An 18,461-nucleotide genomic window follows, 5' to 3' on the forward strand; every position below is an offset into this window, starting at 1 on the left:
CTTTATGAAATACTTTAATTCAAATATATCATTTTACGCAAGGTTAAATTTTCCTTATGGTAGTTTCAAGCAAGGCAAAATGCTTTGCATCTAACAAAATATGAAATAGATAGGATACTAACAATGGCGAATTATTTTAATACTCTTCCTTTACGTGAGCAGCTAGCTCAGCTAGCACAATGTGAATTTATGGATCCGGCTGAATTTGCCGATGGCGTTGCTGCACTGAAAGGCAAAAAACTTGTTATTGTTGGTTGTGGTGCACAAGGTTTAAACCAAGGTCTAAACTTACGCGATTCAGGCTTAGACGTGTCTTACACATTACGTGATTCTGCCATCATTGAACGCCGTCAATCTTTTTTAAATGCATCTGAAAACGGTTTTACTGTAGGTACTTACGAAGAATTGATTCCAACCGCTGATGTCGTTTTAAACTTAACACCTGATAAACAACATACCGCGGTTGTTAACGCGATTATGCCAATGATGAAGCAAGGTTCAACACTTGCCTACTCACATGGTTTCAACATTGTTGAAGAAGGCATGCAAGTACGTGACGATATCACCGTAATAATGGTTGCGCCTAAATGCCCAGGTTCTGAAGTACGTGAAGAGTATAAGCGCGGTTTTGGTGTACCAACACTGATTGCCGTTCATCCTGAAAATGACCCTCAAGGCCATGGCTTAGCACAAGCAAAAGCGTATGCAGCAGGTACTGGTGGCCACCGTGCAGGTGTATTGAAATCATCATTTATTGCTGAGGTTAAGTCAGACTTAATGGGTGAGCAAACCATCCTTTGCGGTATGCTACAAACCGGTTCTATTTTATGTTTTGATAAAATGATCGAAAAAGGTGTTGATGCTGGTTACGCATCAAAGCTAATTCAATACGGCTGGGAAGTTGTAACTGAAGCGCTAAAATACGGCGGTGTGACCAACATGCTAGACCGTTTATCGAACCCTGCAAAAGTAAAAGCATTTGAGTTAAGTGAAGAATTAAAAGTAATTATGCGCCCGCTTTACAATAAACACCAAGACGACATCATCGATGGTACTTTCTCTCGGGTAATGATGGAAGATTGGGCCAATGATGATGCAAACCTTTTAAAATGGCGTGCAGAAACCGCAGAAACTAATTTTGAGAAAACCCCAGCAGGTGATGTTGAAATTACTGAGCAAGAGTTTTTTGATAACGGTATTTTAATGGTTGCAATGGTTAAGGCCGGTGTTGAACTCGCATTTGAAACCATGACGGCAGCAGGCATTATCGCTGAATCTGCCTACTATGAGTCATTACATGAGACACCACTTATTGCTAACACCATTGCGCGTAAAAAGTTATTTGAAATGAACCGCACCATTTCTGATACTGCTGAATATGGCTGTTACTTGTATAACCATGCCTGTTTACCGCTATTACAAGACTTTATGCAAAATATCGATACCGATGTTATTGGTCGCGGTTTAGGTGAGCGCAGCAACCATGTGGATAACCAAACACTAATTGCAATCAACAAGTCACTGCGTGAGCACCCTGTTGAGATCATTGGCACTAAATTACGCGGCTATATGTCAGCGATGAAAAAGATTGTTTAATACCCTGGACAATAAAAGTTTCGCTTGTTAGAAACCAAGCCCACATGCTCAATGCAGTGGGCTTTTTCATTTCGTTGCCAAATTACAACTTAGAAAAGTTAGGTTGTGAGCTATTACTCTACTCGATGATAGAACTATCCGAAAAAACCATGCTAAAATGTACCCAATAATTTGTAACTTTAGTGCCCACAATGTCTTATCAAAGCCTCAGTATCACCCGTAAAATCACTATTTTAGGGATCGTCATTGCGTTATCCGTTGCCAGTTTTATTGGTATTACCGCACTGCTATCAGCCAAAACCATTATTGAACAACGGATGATCCAATCAGAGCTACCAAGTAAATTACAAGCGATCGATAATTACATTAGCCTAGAAATCAATAAATTACTCAGCGCTGCCGAGCAACTATCGAGTAACCAGTTCATTGTAGCGTGGGCTAAAAGTGGCGATAACAATGATCAAACATTAGTTAGTGAGCTAAATCGCGTGGTAAAACAATACGATTTAGCGACTGCTTCGTGGGCTAACCGCGATACAGCTCAATATTGGAATCAAGAGGGCTTTTTACGCGTATTAGATCATCAGCAAGATGGCTGGTTTTTTGATTTTAAAGAATCGCAGCTCCCCTATTCAATCAGCCTGTACCAAGAGCCAAATGGTGATATGAAAATGTTTGTGAATCATCAGCAAACAAATGGCATTGGTTTAACAGGACTTGCAAAAAGTATTGATGATATGCAAGCGCTACTGAACAGATTTACAATAGAGCAAACTGGTTTTGTATTTATTGTTGATAATGATGGCCTAATTAAACTCCATCAAAACGTCAACACCGTAGGTAAAACAAACCTAGATACCTTATATGGTGCGCAAATTAGCCGCCGCTTATTAACAGGTAATGAATTTAACTTACAAGAAATCCAACTCAATGGCGATGCGTTTTTCATAGCAGCGAGTCCGATTAAAAACACCCAACTTTATGTCGTTGCACAAGTACCAAAAGCAGAAGTGTTTGCTGGGATCACCACATTACAATGGCAGATTTTAAGTTTTGCGATTGTTATTGCACTACTTGCGTGTGTGATCAGTTTCTTGTTAGCTCGTTCATTGTCATCACCGCTGTCAAAAATGGCTGAATTATTTACTCGCTTAGGCTCGGGGGATGCTAATTTAGCATATAGGTTGCCACACAGTGAGCAACCAGAACTTGCAGCATTAAGTAATGGCTTTAATCAATTCATTGATAAAATTGAAACAGCGATTGCCCAAGTCTCACACGAAAGTTTAGAAATTCGTCAAAGCTCAGATCAGGTATTTGCCCAAGCCAAACGCAATTCTCAAGCTATGGATAATCAAAAAGAGCAAACAATTTCAGTTGCAGCTGCAATCAACGAAATGGGGGCAACAGTACAAGAAATTGCCCACAGCGCTGCAACTGCTGCAAAGCTAACCGAAGACAGCAAAGCGAATACATTGCAAAGCCACCAGCAAGTAGTGCAAAGCCAGCAAAGTATTACTGCCCTTGCTAGTGATATTGATACAATTACAGGGCAAGTGACCGAGCTTGCAAATAAAACTCAAACAATCGCGAGTATCGTAGATTCTATCCGTGGTATCTCAGAGCAAACTAACTTACTTGCACTAAATGCTGCCATTGAGTCGGCGCGCGCTGGTGAGCACGGCCGTGGCTTTGCTGTCGTCGCAGATGAAGTGAGGGCACTGGCCAATCGTACCTCGCAATCAACCACTGAAATTCAAACAATGATTGAAGAGCTGGCAAAAACAGCGACAAATGTAGTTGAGCAAATTGCACTTTCAAAAAACAAAGCGCAACACAGTGTTGCCAACATGCAAAGCTCTGTGCAGCTACTTGACGCTATTACTAATACCGCTAATGAAATAAATGATATGGCAACCTTGATTGCAACAGCCACTGAAGAGCAAAGTAGCGTAGTTGCTGATGTTGGTCGTAATATTGAACAAATCAGTGAGATCAGTGATATGGCAATGCGCGAGCAAATCGATACCGAGCAAGCAATCAAAGACCTCGCGACTAGTGCGCAAACACTAGCAAGTTTAGTCGCCACCTTTGAAAAACACTGACACAGTTTGTAACAGTTAATATCCACTCCATCTAAAAATAGGCTAAACTTAATAAGTCAGTCTTTAGTTGGGGTGTGATTATGACAACACTAACGTTACCTACTAAGTTAGTCGCTATATTGTTGCTGTGCAGTTTATCAGCGTGTACTAATACCCATAAAAAACCGGCATTGATTGCACCAGAGATGACAAATAACCCATCCTTCACCGTATTGCCTGTTGAAAATAGTACTGAAATATTTGTTTTAAACGATAAAATAACCCAGCAACTTGATTTAGCCTTCCCAACTCATAAACGTGATTTAAATAACACCAAAAAGCTATTAAACTTTTTATTAGAAAATGGTGATGCGTCTTTGTCATATCAAGCTGGAGCAACGCTAACGGCCAATCAAGCTTATAGCGACTTAAATGCCAATTGTTTATCTTTATCGATTTTAGCTTATAGCATGGCAGAATATTTAGGGCTAGATGGGCAATTTCAAACAGTACATATCCCTGAATATTGGGCAGTTAGTAACGGCTATAACTTATTAACTGGTCACATAAATTTAGTCGTTACACAGCGTCGCAATAGCAATACCAATAGCAATATCACTTACCTTTATACTAGCGAAAATTCACTCGTCATTGATTTTGATCCTAATTCACGTGGGGAAAAATTTAAAACGACACCAATCACTAAACAACGAATTACCGCTATGTTTTATAACAACAAAGGCGCAACAGCGATGCTAAATGGGCAACATGACTTGGCCTATAGCTACTTTTTAGCTGCCACAAAGACGGATGAAAACTATTCTGGTGCTTGGGGGAACTTAGCGGTATTACTGCGCTTACATTCACAATACGCGAACGCCGAACTAGCCTATAACTTTGCAATAGCACTAAACCCTGACAATAACACTGCACTGGGCAATTTAGCACTGCTGTATCAACTTACCGAACGGGGTGAGCTTGCTGATGAGATTTTGACTAAGCTTGACTTAAAACGGCAAACTAATCCATATTATCATGTTGCTTTAGGTAACGATGCGTACCTGATTAAAAACTATCAAGATGCTATTAAACACTTTAACAAAGCCAAACTTATTGATAGACAGATCCATGATAGCTACTTTGGCTTAGCGCGCACCTATTATCAATTAGGTGATTTTAAACAAGCCTATACGCAACTACGTTTTGCTAATAAGCACGCTGATTTTGAGCACGATAAACAACGTTATCACAACAAATTACAGGCTCTCAGGGCCATGACTGTGAAGGTAAATAACCATTAAACTGATTACTTTATTTGTAATTGTTTTACTATCTATCCCAGCGCATGGACACGTTGCAAGCCAGCAACTCATTAGTGATTTAAATTACCTCAGCTCAGCGGCCTTAAATGGCCGTAAAACCAATACAGATGATGCTATTGCAACTGCTCAATTCATTAATCAACGCTTGCAGCAACTTGACTATGACAGTCAGTTACAACCATTTAAGTACACCGCTGGTTTTTTTACTGAAATGTCAGGACAAAATGTAGTAGCGACCTTAATGCCTAAGCACCCGGTTAAAGCACATGTGATACTCACAGCCCATTACGATCATTTAGGTAAGCAAGGCCATAACTTGTATGCCGGCGCTAACGACAATGCCAGTGGCGTCAGTGCACTACTATTTATCGCCGCTCAATTTGCTGGGGCGCCACTGCCCTTTCAACTTAGCTTTGTTGCCACCGATGCTGAAGAAAATGGCTTACATGGCGCGGAGTTTTTTGTTAGCCAATTACAGCTTGACGACTCCATAACCGTGCTCAATATTAATTTAGATATGTTAGCCGTTAGTCGCCCAAAAAAAACCTTGTATGCCTTTATTGCAAATGCGCAGCGCCAGGCGTTACAGCATCAACTCGCTGCAATATCCAGCGATACAATAAAAGTTAAAGTAACCAGCTCGTCAAATATTATGAATCGCCTAAACACAGGCGAAAAGATAGATTGGCGTCGCGCTAGCGACCATTACGCATTTGCTAAAGCGGGGTTTGCGTATATCTATTTTGGCATGGGGTATGATCCACATCACCACAAAAGTTCTGATCAGCTCAGTAATATCGATCAGCAGCTATATATAGAGGCCGTCAATTATATTACACAATTTATTGCTCAACTTGATATGACTAAGTTTTAGGCTGCTGTCCTGTAGCAACAAACACGCGTTTTTGTGCTTTACTTAACTGTTTAATTTTAATTTCAAGTTTCGTCGCCTCACTACGAGTACCCACTTCACATTGATAAATTAGCGTTAATGGTCCTTTTCCTTTTAAGTTTTTAGCGCCCTTACCCGCTTGATGCACAGTAAAACGTTTCTCAACATCCGTACTTATTCCTGTATACCAGTGACCTAAACGTGTTTGTACAATATAGAGCGACCAAGTAGAGAGATTGATTTGCGTACTATTTTCCGAGTTAGTTAAACTTTTAGCGGGCTGCGAGGTCAAAATTACGCTCCAAACATCAATAGTTAAAATTAAGTCACAAACATTTGCCTAAAGGGGTTTTACCTTAGGTGACTAATCGGTATCATGCAGTTTATAAAAAATAAGGATCCAAACAAACAATGCAGTCGTTAAAAACTTTTTCTCTTTGGTTTATCGTTGCTCTCACATTAAGTGCAACCGCAGGTTGTTCTAGTTGGGTTTATCGTATCAATATCCCACAAGGTAACTTTTTAGAACAAAGCGATGTTGATAAACTTCGTGTCAATATGAGCCGAGAGCAAGTGCTTTATGTATTAGGTAAACCGGTAGCTGAAGACGCTTTCGATAAAAACACCTGGCACTATTTATATTCATTCAATCTTGGCCGTGATAATGAACAACGCAAATCACTGACCATTGTGTTTGAAAATGAAAAGTTGCAGTCAATTAGTGGTGACTACGAACAACCCGCCGAATTTAACACGCCGCTTGAACAGTAATCACGAAAACACGCAAGATTAAAATGAGAAGGTTAGCTACGGCTAACCTTTTTTGTTTAGTTTAATTATTTCGCTTTATCAAGTGGTCGTCCACCGGTGATTTTATTTGCACGCCCTTCATCTTTAGCTTTTTCCGCACGTTTGCGTCTGGCATCTTTAGGATCGGCAATTAAAGGCCGGTAAATTTCAATTCTATCACCATCTTCAACGACTTGACTCAGCTTACAAGTACGGTTCCAAATTCCTAATGTAAGCGCTAAACCATCAATTTCTGGGCACTTTGCAAGAATACCCGATTGGATCACCGCCTCTTCAGCGGTTGTTCCTGTAGGCACTTCAACCAGTAAACAGGTTGCTGTGGTCGGTAAGGCATATACTACTTCAACTTTTATCATAATCGTGGACCATATACTTGTTTCGCTCGCTGAGTAAATGCATTCACCATGTTTTTTGCGACATCATTAAACACCCGGCCAAACGCCAGCTCAATGAGCTTACTGGAAAATTCAAACTCAAGCTGTAACTGCACTTTACATGCGTTATCATCCAGCACCTGAAAATGCCAACGCCCTTGCAACGCTTTAAATGGTCCATCCACCAAACGTAATGTCACGGTATTTTCGTCTGCAAATGTGTTTTCAGTGGTAAACCACTTTTTTATACCCGCTTTAGAGATTTCTAAACTCGCGGTCATAGTATTATCTTGCTGAGCAATAATTTTCGCATCGGAGCAATGTGGTAAAAATTCAGGATAAGCATCCACATCATTGACTAAATCAAACATTTCTTTGCTGCTATACATTACTAGCGCACTTTTTTCTATTTGTGGCATACTCACTCCCAACTGTGTGGGCGAATTTTAGCAAGCTTTGCGTTTTTCCCCAAACTTTCCTGGCGCTTTATTTACTGACACTTTTTTATTGGCAAAAATAAAAAATCGATGTAAAAAGCAGAGCTTTACGTATAATATGGGCCACTATGGCTAAGAAAAATTCATCTAAATCGACAAGTAATACTATCGCGCTCAATAAAAAGGCGCGTCATGAGTATTTTTTACACGACAAGTTTGAGGCTGGTGTTGAACTGCAAGGCTGGGAAGTAAAAAGCATCCGAGCTGGTAAAGTAAACATCTCTGAAACGTACATTCACCTTAAAAATGGCGAAGCGTTTTTGCTTGGCAGTCAAATACAGCCACTCAATAGCGCTTCAACCCATGTTATTTGCGATCCATTACGTTATCGCAAGTTATTATTAAGCAGACGCGAGCTAGATCGTTTAGTTGGTGCAACTGAGCGCGACGGCTATTCATTGATCGCCACTGCCATGTATTGGAAAAAATGCTGGGTGAAATTAGAGTTTCACTTAGGCAAAGGTAAGAAAATGCATGACAAACGTGAAGACGGCAAAAACAAAGACTGGTCTCGCGAAAAAGAACGGTTAATGAAACATAAAGTTTAATATACCCAAACAACCTCAAAAGCGCCTAACTCAGTTAGGCGTTTTTATTTTCCTCCCTAAATTCTCGTAACTGTATCGATTTTAGTACACAACCAAACCAAACAATTTGCTAACACAATATTTACATGGTATTGATATTACTGGTTGATTTAACCAGATAAAATTAACATGACAACAAGGATTTAAGGATGAAGAACAGAATACTCCCATTTAAACCTAAGCTAATCGCTTGTGTAACACTGGCACTTGCAACGACAGGTTATACTTCTCAATCATTAGCTGCTGACGAAGCAAAAAAAGTTGAACGCATTGAAGTAACGGGTTCTCGGATAAAACGTACTGATATTGAAGGTCCTTCCCCAGTACAATCAATTAGTCGTGCCGATATCGATAATATGGGCTATGACAACCTACAACAATTACTGGAAAGAATGCCTGTTGCCGGTAATGGTACTTTTTCTACTCGCGGTAATAATCAGGATTCGACCGCTAACGGCTCTGCAGCAGTATCGCTACGCGGTTTAGGCGCTGATGCAACACTGGTGTTAATTAATGGTCGTCGAGTGGCTATCAGCGCATTCGCTGAGAGCATCACTAATTCATTTGTTGATATCAACAGCATTCCAGTCTCTGCTATTGAGCGTATTGATATTCTTAAAGATGGTGCATCGGCAATTTATGGCTCAGATGCCGTTGCAGGTGTGGTAAATATTATCTTAAAAAAGGATATCGATGGTTTAGAGGTTAATTTAGGCTACGGCGGCACCGATGGCCCTAACTACGAAGAAACCTCGGCAAGCATTGTATGGGGAACATCAAACGAAAAAAGCAGTGCGTCAGTGATAGTTGATTATTTTAAAAACACCTCTTTATCATCAGATGAAATGGGCCGTTTAGGTACTGCTGATCAAACAGCAAATGGTGGCCAAGATTTCCGTTCATCACGCGGATTCCCGGGTTATTTCTACGTTGACGGCGTAAAAACTATAGATCCTGATTGTCCTGCTGAAAGCGCCACATCTAGCGGCAGCTGTTTATTTGATTATGGGCCATTTGGCTATATTGCTCCTGCTTCTGAACGAGTGGGTGCAATTTCCCAGTTTGAATATAACTTTGATAATGGTATTACTGCCTTTATGGAAATGGCCGTACAACATAATACCTCGATTGCCGCAGGTGCACCTACCCCGCTAGATGAAGATGCCGGTTTAACTGTTCCAGGTAATCATCCTAACAATCCATTTGGTCAAGACATCGAAATTGGCCGCTATCGTACTGTGGATGCGGGTGCCCGTCAGTGGGATATTGAATCTGATACACTGCGTTTTGTTGCAGGCCTACGTGGTGAAATTAGCGATTGGAGCTGGGAAGCGGCGGTACAAAAAGGCCGTAGTAAATCAATGCAAACTGGTGATAGAACTCAAGGCTGGGTAAGAACTGATTTTTTACAGCAAGAAATAGATGCCGGCAACTACAACCCATTTGGCGGCACATATAACGATCCTGCTGTCATTGACCGTATAACCACCAGCTTAGTTCGCCGTGGTGAATCTCATATGACCTCCTTTGATGCCAATATTACTGGTGAAGCATTTAGTTTTGGCGACAGTGTTGTGATGATGGCTGCGGGTATTGAGTATCGTGAAGAAGATGTTAGTGACATCCCGGATGATCAATTTCAGCGCGGTCTAATTTTTGGTACTGAGTCTGTTTCTGCGGCCGCTGAACGCGACCAATATGCAGCATACGTTGAATTCTCAATTCCCCTTGCAGATAGCTTAGAACTACAACTGGCAGGTCGCTATGATGATTACAGTGACTTTGGCACCACAACCAACCCTAAAGTAGCACTACGTTGGGCTCCTAGCGATGAAATTACCGTTCGCGGCTCATGGGCACAAGGTTTTAGAGCGCCGTCACTAGCACAAATAGGCCTAGGCCCTTCAGAAGAAAGTCAATTTTTTGTCGATAGCTATCGCTGTGCAGCAACGGGAGAGGATTGTGATGTACTTGATTACAACATCCAATTTGCTGGTAACCCTGATTTGCAAGCTGAAGAATCGGAATCATGGAACCTTGGTTTTATTTGGGCGCCAATGGCTGAACTTGGCTTTAGCATTGATGTATGGAGTATTACCCAAGATAACAAAATTGATGAACAAGCCTTTGGCCCTATTTATGATGCAGAATGTAACAACCAAAATAGTACCGTCTGCGTTCGTCTGCCGCCACAAGGTGGACAAAGCTTAGGGGTGATCCAAAAAATTCACAGTACCTTTGAGAACGTCTCTTCACAAGAAGTGTCTGGCGTTGATTTCTCTGCAAATTATAACCACTCATTGGATGATTTAGGTTTACTTAAGTTCAACTTAGAATGGGCATACCAAGACAAGTTTGAAAAGGACGGCCGCGATTATACCGGTGAATATGGCTACCCTGAGCACCGCTGGATGTTTTCAACCAATTGGGAGCTTGGCGAATTCAATACTAATGTAAATATCAGTTATATCGGTGAATTTGAAGATACGCCTGATATTGATTTTGATGGCACGCTGGATTTTGATAGTAACACATCGAGAATGGTTGATTCACAAGTTTTAGTTGATTTGCAAACCGCTTATCGTATTACCGAGTCAACCAAAATTTCGATTGGTGTAAATAACTTATTTGACGAAGAGCCACCATTTGCGATCGGTGATGGCGATAGTGATTTATATGGCTATGTATCGGCGGTACATAATCCCCGCGGGCGTTATATTTATACTAAAGTTTCGTTTTCTTTCTAACTATTATCGCTAACAAAAAACCCGCCAGTTGGCGGGTTTCTTATTTAAAAACTAGGGCCTAAATTATAGGTCGCCTTCGTTTTCAGAAAGGAACTTAGCAACGCCTGCAGGGCTTGCATCCATACCTTTTTTACCTTCAGTCCAACCAGCAGGACATACTTCACCGTGCTCGCTGTGGAACGCTAGCGCGTCAACCATACGTAGCATTTCATCGATGTTACGACCAAGTGGTAAGTCATTTACTACTTGGTGACGTACATTACCTTCTTCATCAATTAAGAATGAACCACGAAATGCAACGCCCGCTTCTGGATGCTCAACGTCATACGCTTTACAGATTTCGTGTTTAACATCTGCAACTAGTGCATATTTAACTGCGCCAATACCACCGTCAGCAACAGCAGTGTTACGCCATGCGTTGTGTGAGAATTGTGAATCAATTGAAACACCAATTACTTCAACGCCACGCTTTTGGAATTCTTCATAACGCTTGTCAAAAGCAATTAGTTCAGAAGGACATACGAAAGTGAAATCTAGTGGGTAAAAGAAGATTACTGCTTTTTTACCTTTGATTTTTTCGTGAAGATTGTAGCTATCTACGATCTCGCCGTTACCTAATACTGCTGCAGCGGTAAAGTCTGGTGCCTGGCGGCCTACTAATACACCCATTTTATTCTCCAAATATTTGAGTTTGCTTTTTATTGCTTACGCAATGCTTGCCTTTAATATGGGATCTAAAAACAAAATACCAAGGGCTGGCATGCATAATTGTCAAAATATTTTAGAGAGTAATGACTTAAAAGAACAATCGTATTTTCCGATGTCTACCATCGAAAATACAGAACACTACGTAAAAGGAATAAAAAAGCCTGCATGAGCAGGCTATTAACGAGTGATAATGACTAATCCATAATATTTTCAGGCATATCACCACGGATCTTTTGCCAAATTTCACCGGTTTGATGACCATATTTACGCATCATTGAAATAGCGCCATCATGTTCACGCTTTTCAGCAAGTATAGTTAAGTCTTTATAAAACTGACGTGCTAGTTGACGAGTGCCCGGATCGGAGAAGTAATGGCAACCAATTTTCGAATAGAAGCCTTTAAAGCCATTCAGAATAAGCACATAAATTCGGTTATTGCCTGCCACAGCTAACTCATGGTGTACTTTATAATCATAATCAGCAAAAGCCTGTGCGCTGTCTTCTAACTCGTCACTTTGCGATAAGATTTCAATCACACGATCTGGTGCTAACTTAATTGCCGCACGGGTATAAATGGCACTGATATTAGTTCGTGCAGATAGAAGTTGGTCGGTAAGCTCTGGCATTTTGTCTTCATCAAGACGGGCTAATGTTTCGAGAATATTTAAGCCTGATGTTTCCCAAAAATTATTAACTCGGGTTGGCTTACCATGTTGAATAGTCAGCCAGCCATCACGCGCTAGACGTTGTAATACTTCACGTAGTGTAGTGCGTGTAACACCTATTAATTCTGATAACTCGCGCTCAGCAGGGAGTATAGAACCAGGAGGGAAATCGCCGTTCCAAATTGATTCAACAATATACTCTTCTGCAAATCCAGCTGGACTTTTCGCTTTAAAAATTCTCATTCAATTCCCACTCGAGTTATCACATTACTTCATTTAAAAACCATTAACCGACTGATTGTACCAGATGAAGCAAAACTAACAAGTAAAGTCACTTCATTAAATCATTTAAGCAGGCTGTTAAATATCTGCCAGCAGCTTTTATCGTCACAAAGCATATTTACCCTTGCGCCTAGTTTAATGACTAAGTCATAATCTCATTGAGATATTAATATTTGGAAATACTATGAATTGGTTAGCAAATTTAGCGCAGCAACGCACACCTTGGGTTTTATTAGCATTAACTGCATTTACATTTGAAGTGGTTGCTTTATTTTTCCAATATCAAATGGGCTTAGAGCCATGCATTATGTGTATCTATCAACGAACTGCGATGCTAGGTTTGCTGCTCGCAGGCATTATTGGCGCAATAAATCCCACTAATAGGGTGATCCGCGTTACTGCTTTATTGAGCTGGGCTGTTGCTAGTATTTGGGGTTATTTGATTGCTCGCGAACATATCGAGATGCAAACCACAACTGATCCTTTTGCTTTTAGCTGTGAGTTTGAACCAAACTTTCCCGTGCCGTTACATGAATGGATACCGCAATTTTTCGCCGCCACCGGTGATTGTGGCAATATTGATTGGCAGTTTGCAGGATTAAGTATGCCCGCTTGGATGGAAGTAATTTTTGCCGCATTCACACTGGTACTAATAAGCGTTGTCGCAAGCCGTTTAATCATTAAAAAGTCACTGTGATGATGACATTTTTTTCAAGCCAAGTAACGTCATTAAAACCATTTAAAATACGCCAACGTCAGCAAATTATTGCCTTAGCTTTAAGTCGCTTAACACCAATGCAAAAAATCAGTTTGCGTATTTTAAAGTTACTTTTATTGACCCCTGTATTTTTATCACTAGCATATATTGAAGGTTGGTTACTGTTACCTGCATTACTGATCACCGGTATGGCGTACCCCTTACTGACGACGCCAGTAGAGATCATGTTTGCTAAAGGTTATTTGCAGCAAGCAATTGCAGAGTTTACACAGGGCGAATAATTCGCCCTGTTACTTATTAAAATATAACTTATTTAAATTTAACTTTTCCCTCTAGTTTTGCGACGAGCTTATCGCCAATGCCTTTCACCTGCGCCAGATCAGCAACGGATTTAAATTTACCTTGCGTAGTACGATAATCAACGATCGCTTGTGCTTTTGATTTACCAATGCCAGGTAACTGGCTCAGCTGCTCAACGGTTGCTTGATTAACATTGACTAGCTGAGGTTTTCCGGCACTTTCAGTCGCCTCTACTTTATTTACAGCTGCATTGCTGGGCAATGAAATAGCAAGACCAAATAGTAATACTATTAAAGTTAAAAACTTCATGTTTCTCCTCCATGATATCCATACGTGGACTCAGTTAATAGTTGAATTAAATGTCCTCACTTTTGGACTACATCCAAATAAAGCCATACTGAAAAAGTGTGACAATTTAAATAAAGTAAAGTTGTCCCCATTTGTCAATATACCTATAGTGAAAAAATAAAAATGTTCACTTGCAAAAAGGCCAACAAACTATTACTGTACATAAAAACAGTAATCAATCAAGGTGAACGTATTATTCACCAAGCAAATTGGCAGGAGAAATCATGGCTGTTGTTGTTAAATATGTTGTAGAAAGAAACGGAGTCGAGCGTATGACGTTTACTACTAAAAAAGAAGCAGATGCGTATGACAAAATGCTTGATATAGCAGAGTCACTCGAGATAATGCTAGAGAAAGTGGATGTCCCTTTAAGTGAACAACAAATTGAATCGCTTGCGCTTGAGATTGCTAAAAGTAAAGACGACTTTATCAATGTACTTAAAGGCGCTAAAGATGTTGCTCCTGCTAAAGCTGCACCAGCTAAAACGAAGAAAACAGCAGAAAACGTTGCAGATATAAAAGCAAGCACTGACAAAGCCGCGAGCTAATACCAACAAGTTAACAAATAAAAAGGAGCTTATTAAAGCTCCTTTTTTGTTGGTCTATTAGCTCAACGAGCCCTCAACTTCATCAAATAACTGCGTGATCTCTTTACTCGGAGGTGGTGTTGATAAACTCACCACTACAATTGCGATACTTGATAAAATAAAGCCCGGTATAATTTCATAAATAAGACTGCTAAGAGTCTCACCATTAATGGTTATTGGCGCATATATCCACACCAACACAGTACCAGCACCGACAACCATACCGCTGATCGCACCTTGTAGATTCATGCGCTTCCAATATAAGCTTAATAATACTAATGGCCCAAATGCAGCACCAAAACCAGCCCATGCATTACTAACCAAATCTAAAATCGAACTATCGCGATCATACGCTAAGTAAATAGCAAATAATGCCACTAGCAATACACTAATTCGACCGACTAAAACCAATTCTGTTTGTGAGGCACTGCGATTTAAATAGATTTTGTAAAAGTCTTCAGTTAGTGAGCTTGAGCAAACTAATAGCTGCGACGAAATAGTACTCATAATCGCAGCTAAAATAGCGGCAAGTAAAAAGCCTGCAATTAACGGATGGAATACTAATTCAGATAACACTAAAAAGATTGTTTCTTTATCATCAATCAGCATTTGGTTTTCAATCATGTATGCGGCACCAAATAATCCAGTTAGCACTGCACCAATTGCCGAAAGTGTCATCCACGACATACCAATACGACGCATAGTTGGCATATCTTTAACAGATCGAACTGACATAAAACGAACGATAATATGCGGTTGTCCGAAATAACCTAAGCCCCATGCCATCGCAGAAATAATCGCGATGGTAGAGCCGCCGGCAAACCAATCAAGCATATTAAGTGCGTGGATCTCACTCTCTTTGGGCGAACTCAATAAGAGATCATAACGTGCGTTAGCCAATGTATCCATAACAGGTTGATCTAACATCGTATATGTTACAATAGGGACCGCTAGCAAGGAGATAAACATAATGCAGCCTTGCACAAAGTCCGTCAAACTAACCGCTAAAAAGCCACCAAACAAAGTATAAAGTACAACAACTCCCGTCGTAACGTATAACCCTGTTTCATAACTCATTTGGAACGAGTTTTCGAATAATTTCCCACCGGCAACAACCCCCGATGAGGTATAAAGTGTAAAGAACACAATAATTACAATTGCCGAGATCACCCGTAATATATTTTTATTATCAGCAAAACGGTTAGCAAAATAATCAGGGATGGTAATTGAATCGTTTGCTTTTTCAGTGTAAACACGCAGTCGTGGTGCGACTAAAAAGTAGTTGGCCCAAGCACCTAGTACCAAACCAATAGCAATCCACACTTTACTTAAACCAAATAGATACATTGCACCTGGTAAACCCATCAGTAGCCAACCACTCATGTCCGATGCGCCGGCAGATAACGCCGCAACTGCTGGAGATAAACTTCTTCCACCCAGCATATAACCAGATACGTCGGCGGTAGATTGCTTATATGCATATAAACCAATACCTAGCATTACGATAAAATACGCAGCTAAAGAAATAATCATTCCAGTTTCCAAACTCGCCTCCAATTCTGAAGTTAAAATCTGGCTTTTAATCCTAATAATGACTCACAAACCAGTATTAAATCAATACGATACAAAGTCATTATTGGTGTAAAAACCATCCTAGAAGTTGACTATAGCATGCCAAGGGTGAATAACTCCAATTACAGAGGTAACCACGCAACTATTTGAGGTAAAGTTGTTTTTACGCGTTGAAAACAATTTCATACTTGAATATGGTAATTAATGCTTAATTACCCTAGGATTAGATCAATGATTTCTCAAATAATCAATACTTTAGTATTTATATTGCAAATATAGTTAATGCTATTTATGTTGTTTTACCTTATATTGCCCAAGAACTCGTTTAACTGATGTGGATCCATTGTTTATGTATTTTTATGCTGCACGCCAACCAATTTTAGACCGAAACAAACAACTCGTAGGTTATGAGTTACTCTTTCGTGACGGCGTTGATAATGTATTCCCAGATATTGATGGTGATGAAGCAACCACGCGATTGATTGAAGGCAGTCAATTTAATTTTGGCTTAGAAGATCTCACCGATAACAAGCCAGCGTATATCAACTTTACTCTGGAAACATTGCAAAAAGGCTACCCAACACTGCTGGGTAAAGACCAAATTGTCGTTGAAATACTCGAAACAATTCAACCTGGTAAGCGCTTATTAGCAATCGTCAAAGAATTAAAAGAAAAAGGCTACACATTAGCATTGGATGATTATATTCATCAGCCTGTGTGGCGTCACTTTTATCCCTTTATTGATATTATAAAAATAGATTTTCTCAGTTGCGAACTGGACACTATCCATACCATTATTGAGGAAGTTAAGCCTTATCCGCATATAAAGTTATTAGCTGAAAAAGTAGAAACCTATGAAAAATACCAATTAGCTTTAGATCTAGGTTTTGCTTACTTTCAAGGGTTTTTCTTTTCAAAACCAGAAATGGTGCAAAGCAAAACCCTGCCACCTTCCGAAATTGCCTTAGCTGAGCTACTGTATGAGACATCAGCTGTTGAAGTTAATTTAAAGAAAATTACCGAAGTATTTGAACGAGATGTAAATCTTTCTTATAAATTATTACGATACAGTAATTCAGCAGCATTTAAACGCAGAGCGGAGATCAGCACCATCAAGCAAGCGCTTATTGTGTTAGGTGCAGAGGAAATTAAAAAGTTTTTATCGTTATTATTTGCCGCTCAAGTTGCTGGTGATAAACCGGCTGAGTTAATTCGCCTTTCGTTAACCAGAGCACGTTTTACTGAATTGCTGGCTATTAACCATAATAAACTCAAAGATACTGGGATGGCTTTTCTGACCGGGATGATGTCATTAATGGATGCCATACTTGATGAAGATATGGCTGGTGTCATGAAAAAACTGCCATTATCAAATGATATCAAGTTAGCCTTAGTTGATGATGAAGGTTTGCTGGCGCAATATCTACGCTTAGTAAAACTGTATGAGCAAGCTAACTGGCAAGGCGCGAATGCAATTCAAGATGAGTTAGGCTTAGCTGCTGAAAAAGTGCCCGGAGCCTACCATGACGCCGTTCATTGGGCGAATGAGCAAATGAAAGTACTGGGTTAATAGTCCGCTTTAAAATAACAAAAATGCCAGCTTAGATGCTGGCATTTTGTTTATTCTGTACGGAAAATTAAAGGCTTTCTAAAAAGTCTTCATCGAAATCTTCAGGCTCTTCCTCAATCGGTGGATTACCGTCATGTAGTTCATAGAGTTGACGTTGAAAATAAATGTCTTTCATAAAAATATACGGATCAAGCGATTCATTTAATAAGCTTTCTTGTGGAATTAATGAAGCGCGCGCCTCAACAGCCTTCAATGCAAAAACGAGTACCGTTTGTGGTGTTGTTAGGGCTATCTCAGGTAGCACAAAATTATCAACCACATCACCGGTTAGGTTACGAGCTGTTGAAGGTCCCATGCCGGGTAGCATTAAATAAGCCCCATCGCCAATTCCCCATACCCCCAGAGTTTGGCCAAAGTCTTCATCAACAATATTTAAACCAAGTGATGTAGCCACATCAAACAAGCCAAAAATACCGACCGTTGAATTAACTAAAAACCGCGCAACACTAATTCCTGCATTACCAGCCTTACCTTGTAAAGTAGCATTAATGACATCGGTTGGCGCACTAATGTTATCAGTAAAATTGACCACACTGCGACGAACCGGTGTCGGCGTGACCGCTACATAACCAACAGCAACTGGACGTAATACATATGCATCAAGTACATCCATATTAAAATCGTACATTGGGCGGTTAAAGGATTGTAATGGATCCCGCTCATCTATTTTTTCATCAGGAACTTGCGCGCATCCTGCAAGTACAAGTAAACCTAATAAAACAAAGCTCTGTCTTAACATCTT

General features: G+C 40.2%; 19 protein-coding genes. 11 read left to right on the forward strand and 8 right to left on the reverse strand.

Going from position 1 to position 18,461, the window contains the following annotated elements:
* Window positions 1-123: 123 nt before the first annotated feature.
* From ilvC to NDQ71_RS06005, 4 genes are all read left to right on the forward strand, one after another.
* The gene (gene ilvC, locus NDQ71_RS05990) at window positions 124-1,596 is read left to right on the forward strand and encodes a ketol-acid reductoisomerase (protein ID WP_064666586.1); all 1,473 of its coding nucleotides are present in this window, start codon (window positions 124-126) and stop codon (window positions 1,594-1,596) included.
* Between the two features lie 191 nt (window positions 1,597-1,787).
* Window positions 1,788-3,701: a methyl-accepting chemotaxis protein gene (locus tag NDQ71_RS05995; protein ID WP_192540917.1), complete on the forward strand. Its 1,914-nt coding sequence runs from the start codon at window positions 1,788-1,790 to the stop codon at window positions 3,699-3,701.
* Between the two features lie 80 nt (window positions 3,702-3,781).
* Window positions 3,782-4,981, forward strand: coding sequence for a tetratricopeptide repeat protein (locus tag NDQ71_RS06000; RefSeq protein ID WP_192540918.1), 1,200 nt, complete (start codon window positions 3,782-3,784; stop codon window positions 4,979-4,981).
* Between the two features lie 166 nt (window positions 4,982-5,147).
* Window positions 5,148-5,876, forward strand: coding sequence for a M28 family peptidase (locus tag NDQ71_RS06005; protein WP_192540919.1), 729 nt, complete (start codon window positions 5,148-5,150; stop codon window positions 5,874-5,876).
* On the opposite strand, the gene NDQ71_RS06010 is transcribed toward NDQ71_RS06005, so the two are convergent.
* Window positions 5,866-6,186 (reverse strand): GIY-YIG nuclease family protein, encoded by a 321-nt coding sequence (locus tag NDQ71_RS06010; RefSeq protein WP_192540920.1) that lies wholly within the window; start codon window positions 6,184-6,186, stop codon window positions 5,866-5,868. The genes NDQ71_RS06005 and NDQ71_RS06010 overlap by 11 nt on opposite strands.
* A 119-nt stretch (window positions 6,187-6,305) precedes the next feature.
* On the opposite strand from NDQ71_RS06010, the gene NDQ71_RS06015 reads away from it, so the two are divergent.
* Complete coding sequence (locus tag NDQ71_RS06015; protein ID WP_192540921.1) at window positions 6,306-6,665, forward strand: outer membrane protein assembly factor BamE; 360 nt, start codon at window positions 6,306-6,308, stop codon at window positions 6,663-6,665.
* A gap of 65 nt (window positions 6,666-6,730) precedes the next feature.
* Here NDQ71_RS06015 and NDQ71_RS06020 read toward each other — a convergent pair whose 3' ends face one another.
* A complete protein-coding gene (locus NDQ71_RS06020) occupies window positions 6,731-7,060 on the reverse strand; it encodes an RnfH family protein (RefSeq protein ID WP_192540922.1) in 330 nt (109 codons plus the stop codon).
* A complete protein-coding gene (locus tag NDQ71_RS06025; RefSeq protein ID WP_064666580.1) occupies window positions 7,057-7,497 on the reverse strand; it encodes a type II toxin-antitoxin system RatA family toxin in 441 nt (146 codons plus the stop codon). Before NDQ71_RS06025 ends, NDQ71_RS06020 begins: the two co-directional genes overlap by 4 nt.
* Window positions 7,498-7,643: 146 nt before the next feature.
* On the opposite strand from NDQ71_RS06025, the gene smpB reads away from it, so the two are divergent.
* On the forward strand, window positions 7,644-8,123 hold the full coding sequence (gene smpB, locus NDQ71_RS06030; protein WP_064666579.1) for an SsrA-binding protein SmpB: 480 nt from the start codon (window positions 7,644-7,646) through the stop codon (window positions 8,121-8,123).
* A gap of 188 nt (window positions 8,124-8,311) precedes the next feature.
* Window positions 8,312-10,909: a TonB-dependent receptor gene (locus NDQ71_RS06035; protein ID WP_192540923.1), complete on the forward strand. Its 2,598-nt coding sequence runs from the start codon at window positions 8,312-8,314 to the stop codon at window positions 10,907-10,909.
* A 63-nt stretch (window positions 10,910-10,972) separates the two neighbouring features.
* On the opposite strand, the gene NDQ71_RS06040 is transcribed toward NDQ71_RS06035, so the two are convergent.
* Window positions 10,973-11,578, reverse strand: a complete 606-nt coding sequence (locus NDQ71_RS06040) for a peroxiredoxin C (protein WP_192540924.1) — start codon at window positions 11,576-11,578, stop codon at window positions 10,973-10,975.
* 233 nt (window positions 11,579-11,811) lie between these two features.
* Window positions 11,812-12,525, reverse strand: coding sequence for a fatty acid metabolism transcriptional regulator FadR (gene fadR, locus NDQ71_RS06045; protein WP_064666576.1), 714 nt, complete (start codon window positions 12,523-12,525; stop codon window positions 11,812-11,814).
* 223 nt (window positions 12,526-12,748) lie between these two features.
* Here fadR and dsbB point away from each other — a divergent pair, with 223 nt between their 5' ends.
* On the forward strand, window positions 12,749-13,261 hold the full coding sequence (gene dsbB / locus NDQ71_RS06050; protein ID WP_064666575.1) for a disulfide bond formation protein DsbB: 513 nt from the start codon (window positions 12,749-12,751) through the stop codon (window positions 13,259-13,261).
* Entirely contained in the window at window positions 13,261-13,563 is a 303-nt protein-coding gene (locus NDQ71_RS06055; RefSeq protein ID WP_064666574.1) for a DUF6170 family protein, read from the forward strand. The genes dsbB and NDQ71_RS06055 overlap by 1 nt, the downstream gene beginning before the upstream one ends.
* 28 nt (window positions 13,564-13,591) lie before the next feature.
* On the opposite strand, the gene NDQ71_RS06060 is transcribed toward NDQ71_RS06055, so the two are convergent.
* A complete protein-coding gene (locus NDQ71_RS06060) occupies window positions 13,592-13,891 on the reverse strand; it encodes a ComEA family DNA-binding protein (RefSeq protein WP_192540925.1) in 300 nt (99 codons plus the stop codon).
* A gap of 263 nt (window positions 13,892-14,154) precedes the next feature.
* Here NDQ71_RS06060 and NDQ71_RS06065 point away from each other — a divergent pair, with 263 nt between their 5' ends.
* Window positions 14,155-14,478 (forward strand): YebG family protein, encoded by a 324-nt coding sequence (locus tag NDQ71_RS06065; protein WP_064666572.1) that lies wholly within the window; start codon window positions 14,155-14,157, stop codon window positions 14,476-14,478.
* 57 nt (window positions 14,479-14,535) lie between these two features.
* Here NDQ71_RS06065 and putP read toward each other — a convergent pair whose 3' ends face one another.
* On the reverse strand, window positions 14,536-16,050 hold the full coding sequence (gene putP / locus NDQ71_RS06070; protein WP_064666571.1) for a sodium/proline symporter PutP: 1,515 nt from the start codon (window positions 16,048-16,050) through the stop codon (window positions 14,536-14,538).
* Window positions 16,051-16,438: 388 nt separating this feature from the next.
* Here putP and NDQ71_RS06075 point away from each other — a divergent pair, with 388 nt between their 5' ends.
* A complete protein-coding gene (locus NDQ71_RS06075; protein WP_301562413.1) occupies window positions 16,439-17,659 on the forward strand; it encodes an EAL and HDOD domain-containing protein in 1,221 nt (406 codons plus the stop codon).
* Window positions 17,660-17,726: 67 nt separating this feature from the next.
* Here NDQ71_RS06075 and NDQ71_RS06080 read toward each other — a convergent pair whose 3' ends face one another.
* Window positions 17,727-18,458, reverse strand: coding sequence for a VacJ family lipoprotein (locus NDQ71_RS06080; protein ID WP_064666569.1), 732 nt, complete (start codon window positions 18,456-18,458; stop codon window positions 17,727-17,729).
* Window positions 18,459-18,461: the final 3 nt, after the last annotated feature.

It is taken from the genome of Pseudoalteromonas sp. KG3, assembly GCF_030436385.1.
Classification (GTDB): Bacteria; Pseudomonadota; Gammaproteobacteria; order Enterobacterales; family Alteromonadaceae; genus Pseudoalteromonas; species Pseudoalteromonas prydzensis.

Coding starts and splice junctions, on each gene's coding strand:
- NDQ71_RS06065 (WP_064666572.1), top strand. CDS start 14,155: ATGGCTGTTGTTGTTAAATATGTTGTAGAAAGAAACGGAGTCGAGCGT.
- fadR (WP_064666576.1), bottom strand. CDS start 12,525: ATGAGAATTTTTAAAGCGAAAAGTCCAGCTGGATTTGCAGAAGAGTAT.
- putP (WP_064666571.1), bottom strand. CDS start 16,050: ATGATTATTTCTTTAGCTGCGTATTTTATCGTAATGCTAGGTATTGGT.
- ilvC (WP_064666586.1), top strand. CDS start 124: ATGGCGAATTATTTTAATACTCTTCCTTTACGTGAGCAGCTAGCTCAG.
- NDQ71_RS06075 (WP_301562413.1), top strand. CDS start 16,439: ATGTATTTTTATGCTGCACGCCAACCAATTTTAGACCGAAACAAACAA.
- NDQ71_RS06035 (WP_192540923.1), top strand. CDS start 8,312: ATGAAGAACAGAATACTCCCATTTAAACCTAAGCTAATCGCTTGTGTA.
- NDQ71_RS06055 (WP_064666574.1), top strand. CDS start 13,261: ATGATGACATTTTTTTCAAGCCAAGTAACGTCATTAAAACCATTTAAA.
- NDQ71_RS06040 (WP_192540924.1), bottom strand. CDS start 11,578: ATGGGTGTATTAGTAGGCCGCCAGGCACCAGACTTTACCGCTGCAGCA.
- NDQ71_RS06000 (WP_192540918.1), top strand. CDS start 3,782: ATGACAACACTAACGTTACCTACTAAGTTAGTCGCTATATTGTTGCTG.
- NDQ71_RS06020 (WP_192540922.1), bottom strand. CDS start 7,060: ATGATAAAAGTTGAAGTAGTATATGCCTTACCGACCACAGCAACCTGT.
- NDQ71_RS06025 (WP_064666580.1), bottom strand. CDS start 7,497: ATGCCACAAATAGAAAAAAGTGCGCTAGTAATGTATAGCAGCAAAGAA.
- NDQ71_RS06060 (WP_192540925.1), bottom strand. CDS start 13,891: ATGAAGTTTTTAACTTTAATAGTATTACTATTTGGTCTTGCTATTTCA.
- dsbB (WP_064666575.1), top strand. CDS start 12,749: ATGAATTGGTTAGCAAATTTAGCGCAGCAACGCACACCTTGGGTTTTA.
- smpB (WP_064666579.1), top strand. CDS start 7,644: ATGGCTAAGAAAAATTCATCTAAATCGACAAGTAATACTATCGCGCTC.
- NDQ71_RS06080 (WP_064666569.1), bottom strand. CDS start 18,458: ATGTTAAGACAGAGCTTTGTTTTATTAGGTTTACTTGTACTTGCAGGA.
- NDQ71_RS06015 (WP_192540921.1), top strand. CDS start 6,306: ATGCAGTCGTTAAAAACTTTTTCTCTTTGGTTTATCGTTGCTCTCACA.
- NDQ71_RS05995 (WP_192540917.1), top strand. CDS start 1,788: ATGTCTTATCAAAGCCTCAGTATCACCCGTAAAATCACTATTTTAGGG.